The 17,547-nt window shown below is 67.5% G+C and carries 11 protein-coding genes and 1 pseudogene; 5 read left to right on the top strand and 7 right to left on the bottom strand.

Annotation, left to right across the window (positions count from 1 at the left end; translation table 11 throughout):
• The 3 genes from NFW05_RS11950 to NFW05_RS11940 form a co-directional block, all read right to left on the bottom strand.
• The coding region (locus tag NFW05_RS11950) for an LEPR-XLL domain-containing protein (RefSeq protein WP_295306941.1) at window positions 1-6,079 on the bottom strand (6,079 nt) is incomplete at its 3' end.
• A 1,245-nt stretch (window positions 6,080-7,324) separates the two neighbouring features.
• Window positions 7,325-8,317 (bottom strand): Rpn family recombination-promoting nuclease/putative transposase, encoded by a 993-nt coding sequence (locus NFW05_RS11945; protein ID WP_295306939.1) that lies wholly within the window; start codon window positions 8,315-8,317, stop codon window positions 7,325-7,327.
• A 488-nt stretch (window positions 8,318-8,805) separates the two neighbouring features.
• On the bottom strand, window positions 8,806-9,168 hold the full coding sequence (locus NFW05_RS11940; protein WP_295306936.1) for a GIY-YIG nuclease family protein: 363 nt from the start codon (window positions 9,166-9,168) through the stop codon (window positions 8,806-8,808).
• Between the two features lie 193 nt (window positions 9,169-9,361).
• Between NFW05_RS11940 and NFW05_RS11935 the strand changes: the two genes are divergently transcribed.
• The 3 genes from NFW05_RS11935 to NFW05_RS11925 are packed head-to-tail and all read left to right on the top strand — an operon-like array spanning window position 9,362 to window position 11,177.
• Entirely contained in the window at window positions 9,362-9,505 is a 144-nt protein-coding gene (locus NFW05_RS11935; RefSeq protein WP_295306933.1) for a hypothetical protein, read from the top strand.
• A complete protein-coding gene (locus NFW05_RS11930; protein ID WP_295306930.1) occupies window positions 9,490-10,299 on the top strand; it encodes an ABC transporter ATP-binding protein in 810 nt (269 codons plus the stop codon). Before NFW05_RS11935 ends, NFW05_RS11930 begins: the two co-directional genes overlap by 16 nt.
• Window positions 10,296-11,177 (top strand): metal ABC transporter permease, encoded by an 882-nt coding sequence (locus NFW05_RS11925; protein WP_295306927.1) that lies wholly within the window; start codon window positions 10,296-10,298, stop codon window positions 11,175-11,177. Before NFW05_RS11930 ends, NFW05_RS11925 begins: the two co-directional genes overlap by 4 nt.
• A gap of 49 nt (window positions 11,178-11,226) precedes the next feature.
• On the opposite strand, the gene NFW05_RS11920 is transcribed toward NFW05_RS11925, so the two are convergent.
• The 4 genes from NFW05_RS11920 to ccsA all read right to left on the bottom strand — a co-directional run bounded on the left by NFW05_RS11920 (window position 11,227) and on the right by ccsA (window position 15,585).
• A complete protein-coding gene (locus tag NFW05_RS11920; protein WP_295306924.1) occupies window positions 11,227-12,594 on the bottom strand; it encodes an adenylosuccinate synthetase in 1,368 nt (455 codons plus the stop codon).
• 12 nt (window positions 12,595-12,606) lie between these two features.
• On the bottom strand, window positions 12,607-13,584 hold the full coding sequence (locus NFW05_RS11915; protein ID WP_295306921.1) for a VWA domain-containing protein: 978 nt from the start codon (window positions 13,582-13,584) through the stop codon (window positions 12,607-12,609).
• A gap of 9 nt (window positions 13,585-13,593) precedes the next feature.
• Window positions 13,594-14,571 (bottom strand): serine/threonine-protein kinase, encoded by a 978-nt coding sequence (locus tag NFW05_RS11910; protein WP_295306918.1) that lies wholly within the window; start codon window positions 14,569-14,571, stop codon window positions 13,594-13,596.
• Between the two features lie 174 nt (window positions 14,572-14,745).
• Window positions 14,746-15,585 (bottom strand): cytochrome c biogenesis protein CcsA, encoded by an 840-nt coding sequence (ccsA, locus tag NFW05_RS11905; protein ID WP_295306915.1) that lies wholly within the window; start codon window positions 15,583-15,585, stop codon window positions 14,746-14,748.
• Window positions 15,586-15,615: 30 nt separating this feature from the next.
• Between ccsA and ffh the strand changes: the two genes are divergently transcribed.
• Window positions 15,616-16,971 carry a signal recognition particle protein gene (ffh, locus tag NFW05_RS11900; protein ID WP_295306912.1) on the top strand — a complete coding sequence of 452 codons (1,356 nt, stop codon included), beginning with the start codon at window positions 15,616-15,618 and terminating at the stop codon, window positions 16,969-16,971.
• A gap of 176 nt (window positions 16,972-17,147) precedes the next feature.
• Window positions 17,148-17,547 (top strand): annotated as a pseudogene (locus NFW05_RS11895) (RNA helicase); the annotation flags it as partial.

Genomic DNA, 17,547 nt, shown 5'->3' with positions numbered 1-17,547 from the left:
TCGATGGGGCAAGGCTACCACTTATCCTGCTGTCCGAAATCCCGAAGCCCCCTCTGTTGACCAGATGCAGCAACTGCCCGGCGGCGTCGTAGGCATAGGTGGTATAAACGCCGTTGCCGAGCGTCTTGAGCGCGATCCGGCCGGCGGCGTCGTACTGATACAGGACCACCTGCGCGCTGCTCTGGTCGGTGATCCGCGACAGGCGGCCGACCGTGTCGAATTGATAGGACAGTTGATGGCCGAGCTGATCGGTGCTGGTGGCGCGCCGGCCGGCGTTGTCGTAGTTATAGGCCAGCCAGCGCCCGCCGGGGCCGGGATAGTCGATGCGCGTGAGGTAGTCGTGGGCGTCGTAGCTGAGCGTGGTCGTACCGGTGGCGTCGGTGGCGCTGGTCAGATTGCCGCGTGCGTCGTAGAGGTAGTCGACGTGCGTACCGTCGGCGTAGGTCTTGCGCGTGATCTCACCGTCACCGTTGTAGGTGAAGCCGACCGGCGTCCCGCGGCGGTTGGTCCAGGTGGTGGACTGGCCAAGGCTGTCGTAGGCCCAGCGTTCCTGGCTGCCATCGGCGTAGGTGATGTTGCTGAGGTTGCCGTGGCTGTCGTAGTTGTAGTCGGTGAGGTTGCCGTTGGCGTCGGTCAGCTTGTCGAGGCGGTTGAAGTCCGCCGTGTAGGTGAAGCTCGTGGCATGTCCCATGGCGTCAGTGAAGCGCGTCAGGTTGTCGCCAGAATCGTACTGGAACAGGCTGGTGCGGCCGGCCGGGTCGGTGACTCTGCTCAGGTTGCGGTTGGCGTCCAGCGAGACGAGCACCGAGTTGCCAAGCGGGTTGGTGTTTTTTAGAATCGTTCCCCCGTCGTCGAAGAAGAACTGCGACAGGTTGCCCAGGGCATCGGTCGCGGTCACCGTGCCGGCGGTGTTGTAGCTGAAGGTGATGGCCTCGGCGCCGCCGTCGCGGGAGGTGCTGGCCAGGCGGCCATGGCTGTCGTAGGTGTAGGTGCGGTGGCTGCCGTCCGGGAAGGCGATTGCGCTGAGGGCGTGCTCCTTCGCCGCGCCCTGGCCGGTGAGGTAGGAGTAGCTGGTGACGCGACCGTCGTAGTCCTGGACGGAGCGCAGGTGCTGGTTCGAGGCGTCGTAGGTGTAGAGCGACTGGCGGCCGTCGCTGTCGGTGACACTGGTGATCCGTCCGGCGCCGTTGTAGGCCAGGGTGAGGGATTGCCCGGAGGAATGGGTCAGGCCGGTCAGATTCGCGCCGGTGTAGGTGCAGTTGATGCGGTTGGCGTTGCTGTCGCGCACGAAGTCGAGTTTGCCGTCGGAACGGAAGTAGTATTGAGTGCCGTCGGTCTCGGTGAGCATGTAGGAGCCGCCGACATAGGACGTGAGGATCCCGTGGTCGCCGGCAGCGCCCGTGTAATGGGTCGAGGTGGGAGTAGGTCCGGGAACCGGCCCGGGGGGCAGCAGGAGATGCCTGGCGGCAACAGCCGGTGCGCTGAACGCGCGCCCGTCCGGCTCGAAGATGCGCGGCGTACCGGTCATGTCAGTGATCCTGACCGTACCGTCGGTCTCGGTCGCCAATGAAAGCTGCCAGTTGTTTGCCCAGCCGCGCCCCAGCGGACCCAATTCAAAACGGCGCGAAATCGGCTGCGCGTACGCCTGCGAGAAGACGAGGTCCGGCCCTGGCGCCGGCATTGCCGCCTGGGTGCTCGACGCGAGATACCGGATGGGATTGAGCCCTTCGGCCTGGCGAAGCTCGAAACCAAACAGGCGCGAGACCTCCGAGGTGGGGGCACCCAGATTGCCGAGGAAAGATGCGTTCTCGTTCAGCGCCGCAAGGTAGCCGGTCCAGGTACCCCCGACGTCCGAGACAAAGTTACTCCAGATCGCCTGCCAGGCATCCGGCCGGACATAGTCGGGCCTAATCGAGTTGCCGATAGAGTTCCAGTCCACAGTGTTGCCGTCGTCCCAGGCCACGCCGACACGGAACTCCACCTGGCTGTCCCCGAAGTCCCATGGTTGCTGCAGCCCGGCAAAGTACACCGGCATCCGGCCGGACTCGCCCGGCTGAAGAACGCCCGGCGTCGAGCCGGTCGTCAGAAACTGCACCGAGCTGGAAAAGCCGGCGGGAACGGCACTGGTCCAGAAACCTGTACTGACGCGGGCCTGGTCCAGCGTCATCAGCGGCCGATCGCTGCCGTCCGGGTCGTCGGAATATAGGATCAGCAGCGGCGCCGGAATCGCCTCGTTACCGGTGTTGGCGTAGTCCACGTACAGCGTCGCGGTGGCGTGCCTGCCGAGCACCGACGGCACCACGAGCTGGATGTCGAGTTGGCCGGCGGCCGCGCCGGTAACCGTGAAGCCATTTGCCAGCAAGTCCGGCACACTACCCGGCTCGCTGGCCAGCACCGAGTACATTCCTGGAGTCAGGCCGGCAAGCGAGAAGTTCGCCGTCGCGCGGGTAGGCGAATTGACGACGACCGATGCCGGAGCAATGATGCTCGCGTCGGGTGCTATCAGGGAGAACGTCGTCGCTGCCTCGAACCCGGCGCCGGTCAGAGTCAGCGTCGCCGTGGCGTCGGCGGCGTAGCGATCCGGCGTGACGGCGCTGAGATAGACACCGCTGCTCGTGGCCGAGATGTCGAAGGAGCTGTTGGTTCGGATCGTGTCGCCATAGACCAGTGCGTACCACGGGCCCGCGTAGGCCATCGGCACGACGATCTCGTGATCCGGGGCGGCGGAGCTGGTGAAGCGATAGTCGTAGTCGGCACGCGTGGGCGGCGCGCCGAACTTCAGATACAGCTCGCTGACGTTGTTCGACGCGTCGTCGTCGAGGACGACCTTCAGCGGGTTGCTCGTGGGCACATCGATGCGGAACAGTTCGGCCTGGCCGCTGCCGGCGAACTGTCCGGTCTGGAAGCTGCCGAGCGCCAGGTCGGTGACCCGCGTCTGCTGCATCTGGAAGGCATAGGAACCACCCGTATGGCCGCCAGTGCCCTGGGCCGTCAGCGTATACGTGCCGGCGCTGGGGAGGGTGATCAGGTCGGAATCGCGATCGAGGTCGGAGAACCCGGTCCAGCCGGCGGGTCCGGACAGATCGAAGAGAATCCCGGTGCTGGAGCGGTTGACCAGATCGAAGCGGACCTGGGTGCCGCCCGTTGCCGAAAACTGCCATTGGTCCACGCTGTACGGGTTCTCGATCAGGCCCGTGGCCTGGCGATTGAGGAGCAGCGGTGAGACATCCGCGGTCACGTCCCAGACGGTGGCGAGGTAGTTGCCTTCCTGTGCGAGATGATCGACGGGCGCCTTGACGCGAACGCGATAGGTCCCATCGGCCGGGATCGCCACCTTCTCGAGCCCTACGACCTGCCCGGGTGCAGTGCTGTCCTCGCTGGCGATGATTGTGCCCGCTCCGTCGACGAGCTCTACATGGGCCCAACTCAGCGCCGGCGACAGGACACCGCTTCCGCCGGTATCCACGGCTACCGTGATGGACTGCCCTCCACGGGCGAAGAAAGACCATTCGTCCAGTTGCCCGGCCACCGAGATCGCACCAGGTGTGGGACTTGCCATGTTGATCGGCCCGCTGTCCGCGATCTGGATGATCGATCCGCCGATGATGGTGCTCCTGCCGCTGATCTGCGCTGCGCGTGTGTAGAGGTGCAGGCCATCCAGGTCCAGCGTCGCACCGTCCGCAACGATCAGCGAGTTGGTGTAGAGCGCTTCGGGGTCAGTGCCGGCTGCGTTGTCCGACAGGTCGACGAGCTTCAGGTAGGTGTTGTTCGACAGCTTGAGCGTGCCGTAGACGAAGTTGCGCGAGAAGCCGGCCGGATCGTCGCTCAGCTCGCGTCCCATGACCTCGATTTGTTGAGGGCTGGCCGCGGCACCGGCTCCGTCGAAGCAGACCAGCGCCTGTGGGGCGTATTGGTCGGCGTTGCGGGTGGCGCCAAGGAGATCGCCACTGATGTTGAACGTGCCGACCGCGACACCAGTCAGTATGCCGAGATCGTCGACCCGGAACGATCCGTTGAAGTCGAAGATACCGCCGGCCTCCGGGTTGAGTACGCCGGCGTTGATGAAGTCGCTGGTGTTGATGGCAAGCGAGTTGCCGGGCAGGCTCAGCGTAGTGCGGTTGACGAACTGGCTGCCGGTACCGGTGGTGGAGAACGTGTTCCCGCTACCCCAGGTGGGGTGCCAACCGGCAGGAAGGGTCCAGACTGCGCCGTTGGCGGCGGTCAGGGCGGTACCATTGAGGGACGTGATCGCCGTCACGTCGAGCACGCTGCCGGCGCCATCGAGCGTCATGTTGTTCCGGTGACTGATCGCCCCGGCCAGGGCTATCTCGCCACCCGCCAACGCCTTCACGCTCGTCGTGTAGTAGTACCAGGGATACGGATAGCCACCGCTCTGATGCTCTCCACCCCCGTAGAAGCTGTCCAGATGTGACAGGTCGATCCGGCTCCCCACCCCGTTCGCCTCGATCGTCGTGTCACCATAATCGAACCCCCGGTAGCTCGTCGCCACCGGGAAGAGAATCTGACCGCCCGTTGATGCCGTAAAGCTGTCACGTGCAAGCGTGGTCGCTGCAGAAAACGCCAAGACCGCACCACCACTGACATTGACCGTCGCGTCCGCAAGCTCGGTCACACCTGACACGTCCATCGTGCCGCCAGTCCCGTCAAGCGTCCACGCGGTGTAGCCCTCAACGTCCCCGGATATGGCCACGTGCCCGCCACTGAGCGCAGAGATCTGCGTCGCGCCGCTGGACCCACCAACGGCCCCGGTCAGACCCGAAAGATCGACCCTGCTCGCCACCCCGCTCGCCTGAATGGTGTTCCCCCCGGCGCGGCTCGTGAAGGTGGTCGCTCCCGCCAGCGACAGGACTCCTCCGTTCGCGGCATAAAGATCCACCGAGTTGAGCGTTGCTGCACCCCCGGCGGTCACGCGTGCGCTCGAACCCTGGACAGTTACACTGCCGTTGCTGAGGTTCAACACTCCCGCGCTTGCCAAGATTTCGCCGGTATCGCGGACCGTTCCAGACAGATTGAGTTGGGCGCCAGCTCCCGCGAGTTGAATGGAACCATTGTTGTCGGTTTGCTGGGCAACAGTAAGGCTCGCGCCATTCACGACCACGGTCTCGGAGTTGGTCAAGGACCTGATCGACACGTCCTGATCAATCGTGATGGTCGCGCTGTCGGCGACGTCCAGGATGACCTCGTAGGTGTCCGTTGCCGTATCGTTGGGAACCACACCGATGTCCCAGTTGGTCGGGTCAGACCAGTTGCCTGAGCCGCCAACCCAACTGGCTACCAGAACGGAGGTCGGCTGCGCGTTGAAAGCAGCGACATCCACGACCGCCCCCGCCGCACTACGCGCCGGCCCGACAGATTCTGGCTGACTGACGCGCGTGCGCTCGATCAGCAGCTCATACGGGCCAGATCGTGCGCCCTGTGCCGCTGGGCGAACCTCGATGTAATAGGTACCCGTCACCAGGATTTCCTGATTACTGATCGCAGCATCGTCGCCCGGACCGCCGTTGTCGTCGGCGGCGATCTCACGGCCACTGGCGTCTCTCAACGAGAGATACGGGTCCATGTCGCTGTCCGGCGTCTCGACGCTGAGCGAGACGATGTCACCCTGCTGCAAATCGAGCCGCCACCAGCCCGCGCCCGACTCCGGTGACGCCGAAACGTGCGCAACAGCGAGCCCGCTGGTTGTTGGGTCATCGCTCAGCGACAGCAGCGTGCTGCTTGCCGCATCAGCCCCATCGACCTGCGACTGCGGGATCTGCGACGAGGCACCGGGGTTGAAATCGGCTGACAGCAGCAGCCTCGGCTCCAGCGTCTCGAAGAGGATCTTGCCGGCAAACGGCGCAACAGCGTCCCGCGCGCTCCGCGCCCTGCCAAGCGCCTCGAAGGCCCTCTGGCAGGCGGCTGGAAGACGGGCAAGCAGTGATCCTCCCGTCGGCGCCGCAGCGCGACAGGAAAGCTGAGAATTCCTCGACATCGCCATTTCCCCCACGCAAAGTTCCGAGCCATCTCGCTTGCTCGATCCATGACCGACGAGCCACCCCCTGCTCGCTTTGGTGTTCATGTCATGGAATGAACACTCTTTACAGAATAGGCACCGGGCTCGTGGTTTTCCACCTCGTTTTGCTTGCTCGCGACAGAACATGCCGAGCGGCGGCTCTGGTAGCCGTCAGGCACGAGCAGTGGGGGAAAATGGACGGAACATCACGTCAGCGGCTTGGAGCCTGCCGGCCACGCTGGAATCCCTGCACTTGTGCGAGGAATCAGCGCGAACGCTCTCTCGGGCGACCGCAAACGCGGCCGCAACCATTGATTGAGGAATCGGCCTGCCGAGCGAACCGCAGCTTGCGACACTGGCGCTCGCTCCGGAAGCGTCGCGCCCAGACAGCAGCCAGTTCGATCCGGGCAGCGCCTTGACCAAGGTCGCCTGGCGGTTGCAGAAGACGAGGAGTTGTCCGCTCAAGGCGTTCTGGCGCAGGACGTGGCGAGTGGGTACCACCGGATGGTCCACCGAAAGCCGCAGATCGACCCGGCAGTCGCAGAGCCGGACACGCTTCGGGTCTTCGGGCAAGAAGTGACATCCGCCCCGAACGAGGCGCAGTCCTCCGCCGACGCCGAGGATCAGTCTTGCAGGCGCAGTCCGGGCTTCCTCGCCGCGCAAGCTGCCGATGTCGAGGACGGCGACCGGCGTCGCCCTCTGCGCTCAACCGGGTCAGCCTGGCGAGAAGCCACTTGTCGCAGGCGGCCTGGCCAGCAATGGAAGCCGGTAGCGCTCGCCTTCACGCCGACAGGATTCGGCGACGCGCAACTCCCGACCGCTGCAACGCGACAGCAGCATCGGCCGCTTCTCGGCGCTGCGTCGACCTGAGAGGCTCTTCGCCCACTTCGTTTCGTCGATCGCCGTACCCCTTCGGCGACGACCACAGCGGACACCGTGTCTTCGAGCCCGGTGATCCCGCCCGACCAGCGGGGTACGGCCAAACCAGCCCAACGCTCGGTCGACTTGACAGGTCTTGTCGCCTGCTCGCGCCTCGGATCGTAGCCCGGTCTCGCGAGAAGTGGTTCACAGCCACCCTGGGGAAGCAGCGCGTTGGCAGCAGTGCATCTGCGGATTGTCGTGCCCCTGCGGATTGGCAGACAGTACTCCTGCCACGATCCGGACCCGCCGGTGGCCGCTGCAATCGCGTGCCTGCAAGACGGCGGCGCCCGCGATTGGACCACGCGGCTCCGGACCGCCTCGCGCTGCCGGACGTCCTGAGCGGTGTCGGACGCTCATCGAAACCCGCGCGATAGCGAGGCTCGTGCGCCTTCAGGGCGTCTTCGGCCCGAAGAGGTCGTCCAGACTCCCGGCATCGAGAACCTGGTCGAGCCAGCCCTCGATCTCGGCGACGGAGGCGCCGGCGATCTTCCGCAGGACCACCGGTGGAACCGGACCAAAGCGCTTCTGGAGCAGCTTCTGCAGCGCCAGCGCCTCACCCTCGGCCTTGCCCTCGGCCTTGCCCTCGGCCTTGCCCTCAGCCTTGCCCTCGGCCTTGCCCTCGGCCTTGTAGGCGTGCGCCCATTCTTCGAGTCGTTCGGCGAGCATGACTTTCAGCTCCTCTAGGTCATCAATCCAAGGCAGCACGATACGGTATTCCGCCTTGCGCAGCAACGTCGCCCGCAGCCACACGGCAAACATCCGCCGCAGGTCCGGCCGGTCCACGAGCCACTCGGCCAGCAGGCTCAGGAGACCGCCAATCGCCTGCGGCGACGCCGGGTGTTCGATCCGGAAAACCGCCGCAACGAGGTTGCGCAGCGACGCGAGTTCCTGCTCGCTGTACGCGCTCTCGTCGATCACCAGGTATTTCATCCGCGGCTTGAACTGCTCGACCAACCCCGGAACCGCCGGAATCAGCTCGAAAACGTCGTTCGCCGCCGACCACCGCCGGCTGCCGTTGTAGAGGACGATCGGCAGGATCGGCGGCAGGCGCCCATCGGCCAGCGCTTCTCCCCGCCGGATCAAATCCTGATAGAGCAGCCCGACATAGACCATCATGCGCAGCGCCATGTACTTGTCGACGCCGCTCTGGAACTCGATCAGCAGGTACAGGTAAACCCACTCCCCACCGACCTTCACCCGCCAGACGATGTCGTCGGCCCGCTGCCGAAGGTCGTCGCTGACGTAGCTGCCGGGAACCGTCTCGAGCGTGCCGTAGTCGAGACTGTGCAGCCATTCGTCCGGGACGAATCCGAGAATCAGGTCGCGCACCAATTCCGGTGTCGAGAACAGCAGGCGGTAACCACTGTCGTGCGTGGTGCTCATCGGCGAATGGTACCAGCAGACGGATGCCGATTGCCATGCGCGGGCGTCGCTACGTCGCTGCCATCGACCCGGCGAACACACGTGAGCCACCAGCGGCGGCTACAGAGGTTCCCCCGGCGACGCTGACGCCGGCGGGCGCGACGCGTCGACAGCAACGGCCGGAGCGCCCATCTGGCAGCTCGCGTCGCGCAGACTGGCCCATCTGGAGCGGGTGGAGAATACGGATGGCCTCGTCGATCGATTGCTGCCGTGGCGGCCTCGTCCGGCGTCCTGGAGATCGTCTTCCTGGCGGTCTGCGCCGGCGCAGACCACTTGCGGGCAAGCTTCGGACCGCTGACCACGCGTGCTCGTTGTCCGACGCTCACGGCAGCGAAAAGACGATGACTGTGACGCGTCGCCACCGGGAAACTCGTCGCCGAGGCAACGCGACCAGAGAGCAGCGCCGGCGACCGCCCTCGGCAAGGGAATCGCCGCAGCCGTTCCCGTCCTCACGGCCCAAGATACTTGAGATGACTCCGGCAGCCGCTTCGACAATCGGAAGCGCCGAAGCCGGGCACGACGATCCGCCCGCGTGTCGCCTGATTGAGCGCGCATTCTCCGGCTGCCGACAGCGCGACGCCGGTGACCGTGACTCCCGGCGCGCCGAGCAGGTAATCGACGTGCCAGCGCAGCGTCTTCTCGCGGCGCAGGTGCCGCGCGATGCGCGCAGCGAGGTTGCGCCGCGCCGAACCGGTGTAGACGTAGCGGCCGGCCGGGAAGGCGCATTCGCCGAGACGGCCGACGACGATGCGCAGCGGCTCGGCGAGCAGAATCTGCAACTGATAGGTCGTTTCGTTCGACTGGATCGGCACGGCTCGAGTGTTCCGGGTCGGCGAGCCCTGCGCCCGCTGGCCATTGCAGCACAGTGTGCGCGATCGGGGAAGCCCTGGAGCCGGCGATCTCGGCGCCATAGTGCAACAATGTTGCATTGGTCGCGCAAGAAGGGCAAGATGCCCGCCTGCCCGACGCTGGGCAGCCCCTTGCCCAAGGATGAATCCCGATCCGATGCCCGCCCAGCCGACCCTCGACCCGCCGTCCGGCCCGCCGGGGCGCAACCCGGTGCTCTGTTCGAGCGCCCTGACACGCCTCGTCTGGGCGGCCGCCGCACTGATCTCGCTGTGGACGACGGTCCTGTGGGCGCTCTACTGAACGAAGGCCGATCGCCGGGCGCGGCCCCTCAGGGTGGCGACCAGCCGATCCTGCGCTTCGACAACCTGACTCTCGGCTACGACCGGCACCCGGCCGTTCACCATCTGCGCGGAGAAGTCGCCGCGGGCAGTCTGCTGGCCGTCGTCGGCCCCAACGGCGGCGGCAAGTCGACGCTGCTCAAGGCAATCGCCGGCGAGTTGCGGCCGATCGCCGGGCGAATCGAACTGAACGGCGTCAGCCCGCGACAGATCGCCCATCTGACGCAGCAGCCGACGATCGACACGAGCTTCCCGGTGCTCGTGCATGACTTCGTGGCGATGGGCCTGTGGCGCGAAATCGGCGCCTTCGCCGGGCTCACCCGCGCGCTGCAGCGCAGGGTCGCCGATGTGCTCGACACGGTCGGGCTCGGCGGAGTCGAGCGGCGGCCGGTCGGCGCGCTCTCGGGCGGTCAACTGCAGCGCGCGCTGTTCGCGCGCGTGATCCTCCAGGATGCGCCGCTGGTGCTGCTCGACGAGCCTTACGGGGCGATCGACGCGGCGACCGTCGAGGATCTCGCCAAGCTGGTGCGGCACTGGCACGACGAGGGCCGGACGGTGATCGCCGTCCTCCACGACCTCGACCATGTTCGCCAGCACTACCCGGAAACCTGGCTCATCTGCCGCGAACTGATCGCCCGCGGCGACACGGCGAGCGTGCTCGGCGAGGCCAACCTGCGGCGCGCCCGGCAGCTCGCCGAAGCAAGCGGCGATGCAGCGAGCGCGGCGATCTGCCACCTCGACCCGGAAGGACGATGAACGAAACGCTGCTCGCGATCCCGCTGCTCTCGCCGTTCGTCGAGTTCTCGTTCATGCGCCGGGCCTTCGCGGGATGCCTCGCGCTGTCGCTGGGCGCGACGCCGATCGGCGTCCTGCTGATGCTGCGGCGGATGAGCCTCGCCGGCGACGCGATGTCGCACGCGATCCTGCCCGGCGCCGCGATCGGCTACCTGATCGCCGGGCTGTCGCTGCCGGCGATGACCCTCGGCGGGCTCGCCGCGGGACTCGCCGTCGCCGTGCTCGCCGGGGGCGTCGCGCGCAACACGGTGATCGGCGAGGACGCCAGCCTGGCGACCTTCTATCTTCTCTCGCTGTCCACCGGCGTGCTGCTGATCTCGCTGCGCGGCAGCAACGTCGACCTGCTGCACGTCCTTTTCGGCAGCGTGCTCGCCCTCGACGACGATGCACTCCTGCTGCTCGCCGGCTTCGCCTCGCTGTCGATCGTCGCCCTCGCGCTGGCTTTCCGCCTGTTCGTCCTGGAGGCGAGCGACCCCGCCTTCCTGAACCGGGTCAGCCGTCTCGGGCCACTGGCCCATTACGGTTACCTGGTCCTGCTGGTGCTCAACCTGGTCGCCGGCTTTCATGCGCTCGGAACGCTGATGGCCGTCGGCATCATGATCCTGCCCGCGGCGGCCGCGCGCCTGTGGGTGGGCAACGTCGGCCCGCTGTTGCTCGTCGCGGTGGTCGTCGCCTGCTGCGGGTCGCTCGCCGGCCTTCTGCTCTCGTTCTACCTCGACCTGCCGGCCGGCCCGGCGATCGTCCTTACGCTCGGCGCCGCCTACCTCGTGTCGCTGGCCGTCGGCCCGCTCGGTCCGCTGGCCGGCCGCTGGCGGTCGCACCGGCACTTCGAGCGCTGAAGCCCGGTGCCCGGACGATCGACGCTCCGGGGGCATCCGCCAGGGACGGTCATCGCGCAGAGACCGAGCGATGGCTCGGTCCGGCGGAGACGAAGCGCACCCGGCAGCCGGCGACCGCCTCGAGGCGCTCGATCAGTTCGCCTGCGCCGGTGATCCGCTCCGGTTCGTAAGCGGGTGTGGCGCGGGAGAGCAATGCGGTCAGCCGTGCCTGACGGTCGAGCGCCCCGGCCGAGCCGGGACGAAGGCGCTCGACGCGTTCGCGTCGGGCCGGATTGCGCACGCAGAGCTGGCCGTCGCCAGGACGCCGCGGAAGTTCGTAGGCCGCGCACCAGCGCAGGCAGCGGACGCGCTCGACAGCGTCGAGGTGACTGACCAGCAGGCCGTCGAGCCTGCCGACGACCGACACCGCGTAGTCCAGCAGCACGGCGTCGGGATGGCCCCGGCGAAAGGCTCCCTGCCAGCCATGGGCCGAATTGTGGGGTTCGCGGAGGACGTCGAGAGCAGGATCGGCGGTCGGCATCGGCCCCGGCCCGTGGCGCGTGAGGTACGCGCGCAGGACGCCGAGGTGCTCGATCTCGCCGCTGAGCCCGTAGTCGCGTGCGACGGCATCGACCGCCGGCGTGCCGATCGAACTCCAGGTGGTGTGCGGATGGAAGCCGTGGTCTTCGTCGAGGAGGACACCCTGCGCGCCTTCGAAGAGCACCGCGCCGGGGCGGTCGAGACGCGCGGCGATCTGCTCGGGCGAGGCCGGGGGAACCTCGCGCAGCAATGGCGTACAGGCGGCGAGCCAGGTTTCGGCGACGCGCTGGTCGGCGAGCAGCGCGCGCTCGCGGCGAGCGGTGGGCGTTTCAGCCCATTCGCGGCCAAAGCCGGAGAACTCGTCCCGGAGACGCAGCCGAATCGCTTCGAGCTTGCGCAGCGCCCTTGCCGGGCTCGTCAGTTCGCCGTAGCTCAGCGCCTCGTCGGGATGGCCGAGGCGGTGGCGCACCGTCTCGCCGACGCCGACGCCGCAGGTTCCGTGCGCACGCGCGCCGCGGGCGATCTCGCGCAGACGACCCGCGGCCTGATGGAATGCCGTGTTCACCGGACAACGGGCGTCGATCGTCAGACGCGCGAGGGCGTCGTCGATTCCCTTCGCCCCGAGCCGCTCGTTCTCGACGAGCAGCGCCGTCGGATGCACGACCACCGGATGCGCGAGGACGGTGGCGACTCCACGAACCAGCGTACCGGAGCCGAACTGCGCGAAGGTGTGATGGCACCCGTCCGGCAGGACGACGTTGTGCCCGGCCTGCGCCCCGCCGTTGAAGCGCACGACGCTGTGCACCGGCCAGCGCCGGCACAGCGCATCGGTGAACAGCCCCTTGCCGCAGTCGCCGAAGGCGAGTCCGAGAACCGAGACCAGGCGGGAGGCGGGCACCGCTGCCGGCGATCAGCCGAACAGCCGCTTCCACCAGGCGGGCCGCGCCGGCAGCATTGACGGCAGATGGGCGAACACGCTGCGCGGCGCCTGCGGATCGAGGAGGTCGGCGTACGGCTGGAGCGCGCGAACCGTCGCCGCGACCCGCTGCCGGTCGATGCCGTGCGCCGCCAGTGCTCGCGCGACGGCGTCGACGTCGGGCAGCACCCGTTCGGTCAGCCCGACGATCGCCGCCGCCACCGCGCAGGTGTCGGCGGGCGACTCCATGCAGATCACGTGATCGCCGAGCACCTGCCGCCACCTCGCCTCGCAGGCCTTGCGGCGCTTCAGGTCGGGAATCAGGAAGAACAGGTGGTAGGTCTCGGCGGCGGCCGAAACGACTTCCTCGAGCGGAATGTCCTCGTCGAGCGTCTCCCCGATCAGCGCGCCGACCTGATGCCGCGAGACCACCGGATACGGCAGTTCGTCGCCGGTCATGAACAGATAGCCACGCTTCCGGCGCTTCACCCAGCAGTCGAGGTCGGTGTGCTGGGCCAGCGTGTAGAAAGCGAGTTCATAGCTCTCCGAGCCGGTTCCGCCTCCGCCCCCTTCGAGGTAGCTCCAGGTCAGCCACTGATCCATCAGCTCGGCGGTCGTCTCGAACTGGCCGACCTGCAGCGGTGCGTCGTCATTCGTCGCATCGCCGATGGCCATGAACATCACCTGCGGGTCACGAATGGCCAGCGCGCCGAGCAGTTTCATGAACTCGGGCAACTCCTGACGGGCGAGCAGATCCGGGATGCTGCCCATCGACCCGGTGACGTCGAGGGCAAAGACGATGCCCAGCGACTCGGGATGTTCGGCGCTGTCGCGGCACTCGCGGACGAGCAGTCCCTTCGGGTCCATCAGCGGATGGCAGCCGCGCTGCCGGAAAACCTCGTTGCGCGACAGCGTGGCGCGGTCGGCGGCCAGTTTGTCGGCCGCGCTCTGCGAATAGCTCCCGTAACCCATGGTCTTCTCCTAGGCCTGATCGGCCGCGAGGGGATTGAAGGACACGAAGCGGGGCGCGCCGAAGGCTGCGCCAGCCGCTGCGACCAGCGCCTCGTCGACGCCCAGCGCTCCGCTGCTCGCGCACCAGGCCGCGTCTTCGCAACAGCGCTGCAGCAGCCGGCGAAGCGGAGCCGGGACGCTGTCGGCGATCCGCGGCTGGTCGTCGCTCCCGCCGAGCAACATGCGCACCGTCCACGCCGACTGCATCAGATCGCGAGCGACGTCGCCCCCGCTGCCGAGTTTCCGGGCCGCCGCCCAGCCGACCAGCAGCACACCGTGGTCACGGGGCTGGACGAGCCAGTGTTCGGGCAGCAGATCGCCGTGGCACCAGCCGCTGGCATGGACGAAACCGAGCACGTCGAGCACCCGCCGCCAGATCCAGACGACGTGCCGGGCGTTGACGCCGCGCGGCGACTGGCTGAGGACCTGCGCGCAGCTGCCCCAGTAACCCGGCAGATGGCGCAGCAGCAGTACTTCGCGCCGCGCGCCGCCAGTCACCTCGGCCGTAGCAACGGCGATCACCTGGGGAAGGAGCCGCGAGAAATGCGCCGCACCGCCGGCCTCGCTCGCCTGCAGGCGGCCGAGGACTTCGGCTTCGCGGGCGAGTTCTCCGGAACGCGCGTCAAGATGGGCGAGCTTGACGATCACCCGCTCGGGCAGGCAGCTCACTCGCTCGGCGAGATGGACTTCGGCGTGCTCGCCGACCCCGACCAGGCCGATCAGCCGATAGCACTCGCCGAGACAGTGCAGCATGCGCGACGAAGAAGGGCAGCGGGCGAGAGCCCGCTCGCGCATGCGCAGGTGCGCCTCACGGAAGCTCGCCGCATGAACCAGCGACCTGCTACGCGTCACCGTCGCCGAGCAGAACGGACAGACGACCGTCCGCCAGATCGCCTGTCTGGGCAGCGGACCGCCGCATTGCGGACAGGACAGGGCAGCGAATGTCATCTCGATGATCCTCGGCAGCGCGCCTCGTCACGAAACCCGGTCGCCGCTCGAACGATCGCCGGCGAACCGGCCAGGGCGCAGACCCGCCGTCCGGCTCCGGCGGCACCGAACGGATTCCTGCCGGCCGGAGGCGAAGGCCCGCGACGACCTTTTCGGCCGCGCCCTCGAGACCTCTCAGATCCGCCCAAGAACGACTTCGGCGACGAAACGGCTGCCGATGTAGGCGAGAAACAGGACCATGAATCCCGCCAGCGTCCAGCGCAGGGCGACGCGCCCGCGCCAGCCATAGACGCGGCGGCCGATCAGCAGCGCGGCGAAGATCCCCCACGAAGCGAAGGCGAACAGCGTCTTGTGGTCGACGGCCAGCGCCCGACCGAACAGCGCTTCGGAGAAGAACACCCCGCTGAGCAGCGCGACGGTGAGCAGGACGAAGGCCACCGAGATCATCCTGAAGAGCAGCGCTTCCATCGTCAGGATCGGCGGCAGGCTGCTCAGGCCGCGGGTGATCGCCCGCCGGTGCAGCTTGCGCTCGGCAAAACCCATGAACACCGCGTGCAGCGCGGACAACGTGAACAGGCTGTAGGCGAGCATCGCCGTCAGGAAGTGCAGCAGGAATCCCCACGAGTCGGCGTTGGCGACGACGCGCAACTGCGGAAACGCGGCCGGCGCCGCGGCGGCCAGCGCGGCCAGCGGCAGGACCATCGGCTGCAGCCCGTCCATCCGCGAGCGGAAGCTCTCGATCCAGTAGATCAGGACCGCCAGCCAGAGCATCAGCGACAGCGCGTAACTGAAGGAGAAGCGCATGCCGCCGGCGCCGAACAGACCTTCGGCGAGACCCCAGCCCTGGATGATCAGCGCGCCGAGGATCCCCGCGCGTTCCCAGGGCTGCATCGGCAGGGTGACCAGCGGCTGCCCGGTCTCCTTCCAGCGGGTGCGCCAGAAGTGGAAGCCCAGAGCAGCATAAAGCAGCGACGAAACGATGTGCGGCAGAAGCTGCAGTAGAATATCGCGCATCAGCCAAGTGTACACCAAGCCGGAATCGCGATGCTCGACAACCTCACCCAACGCCTCGCCCGCATCGTCAAGACCCTGCGCGGCGAAGCGCGGCTGACCGAGTCGAACATCGCCGAAGCGCTGCGCGAGGTTCGGCTGGCGCTGCTCGAAGCCGACGTCGCCCTGCCGGCGGTCAAGGAACTGATCGCGGCGGTCAGGGAGAAGGCGGTCGGCGAGGAGGTCATCGGTTCGCTGAGTCCGGGGCAGGCGCTGGTCGGCGTCGTGCACCGCGAGCTGACCCGACTGATGGGCGAGGCGCACAGCGGACTCAACCTGGCCACGCAGCCGCCGGCGATCGTCCTGATGGCCGGCCTCCAGGGGTCGGGCAAGACGACCACCGTCGGCAAGCTGGCCAAGCTGCTGCGCGAAACGCAGAAGAAGAAGGTGCTGGTCGTTTCCTGCGACGTCTACCGCCCGGCAGCGATCGAACAGCTGAAGACGGTTGCCGCCCAGGCCGGCGTCGACTTCTTCCCCTCGACGGCCAGCGAAAAGCCCGTAGACATCGCGCGCAACGCGGTCGACTGGGCGAAGCGCCACTACCACGACGTGCTCTTCGTCGACACCGCGGGGCGACTGGCGATCGACGAAGCGATGATGCAGGAAATCGCCGAACTGCACACGGCGCTGCGCCCGATCGAAACGCTGTTCATCGTCGACGCGATGCTCGGTCAGGACGCCGTGAACACCGCGAAGGCCTTCCGCGACGCGCTGCCGCTGACTGGAATCGTCCTCACCAAGCTCGACGGCGACGCGCGCGGCGGCGCCGCACTCTCGGTCAGGCAGGTCACCGGCCGGCCGATCAAGTATGCCGGGATCGGCGAGAAGCTGACCGGCATCGAGCCCTTCCACCCCGAGCGGATGGCCTCGCGAATCCTCGGCATGGGCGACGTCCTGTCGCTGATCGAGGACGCGCGCAAGGGGATCGACGAGCAGAAGGCGGTCGAGTTCGCCCGCAAGCTCAAGTCGGGCAAGGGCTTCGACCTCAACGACTTCAAGGACCAGATCGGCCAGATGCGCCGGATGGGCGGCTTGTCGTCGCTGATCGAGAAACTGCCGGCGCAGTTCTCGCAGGCCGCCGGCGCCCTGCCGGCCGGCACCGAGGAAAAGGCCGTCGCCCGGATCGAGGGGATCATCAATTCGATGACCCCGGCCGAGCGCAGCAATCCCGAACTGATCAAGGCCGCACGCAAGCGCCGGATCGCGCTCGGTGCCGGCGTTCAGGTGCAGGAGGTCAACCGCCTGCTGCGGCAATTCGAACAGACGCAGAAGATGATGAAGCAGTTCTCGCGCGGAGGGATCGCCCAGCTGATGCGCGGCATGCGGGGAATGCTGCCGGGAATGCGCTGAGCGGCGTCGCGAGCGCCTTCCCGAGACAGGACGGAGGCAGGGGCCCTTGATGGGGCAGACGTGGCCAGCACGCTCTGCCGGCCATCCCGCTGGTCAGGCGCCGACCAGCGAAGCCCTCACCGGCCCATGGACTCCGCGACGATGCCCTGCCGATCGATGACCGGAGCGAGCGACCCGTGAAGCTCGAGGAATTGCAACCAGGCGCGACGCTGCGCGGAATCGTCGTCGACGCCGCGGTCTCCGTCGTCAGCGTGCAGTGGCACGGCGCGGATGCCCTGACGCTCATATACCGCGACCCATCCGGCCGCGTCGCCGACGAGATCCTCTACCGCCACGATCAAGCGCGCCTCGCAGTCGTCGAGCAGGGCCGACCGTGGAGCTTCGACGGCGACGGCGCGACGTTCCGCCTGGTCGCCGAAGCGCAGCGCATCCGCCTCGCGCACCTGTTCGACCCGGTGCTGGCGGTGCACAGCTCGCTCGTCGACCCGCTGCCGCACCAGATCACCGCGGTGTACGAAGCGATGCTGCCGCGCCAGCCGCTGCGCTTCCTGCTCGCCGACGACCCCGGCGCCGGCA

This window comes from Accumulibacter sp. (assembly GCF_023806625.1).
In the GTDB taxonomy this organism is placed as follows: domain Bacteria; phylum Pseudomonadota; class Gammaproteobacteria; order Burkholderiales; family Rhodocyclaceae; genus Accumulibacter.
This window is presented reverse-complemented; position numbering and strand designations above follow the sequence as displayed.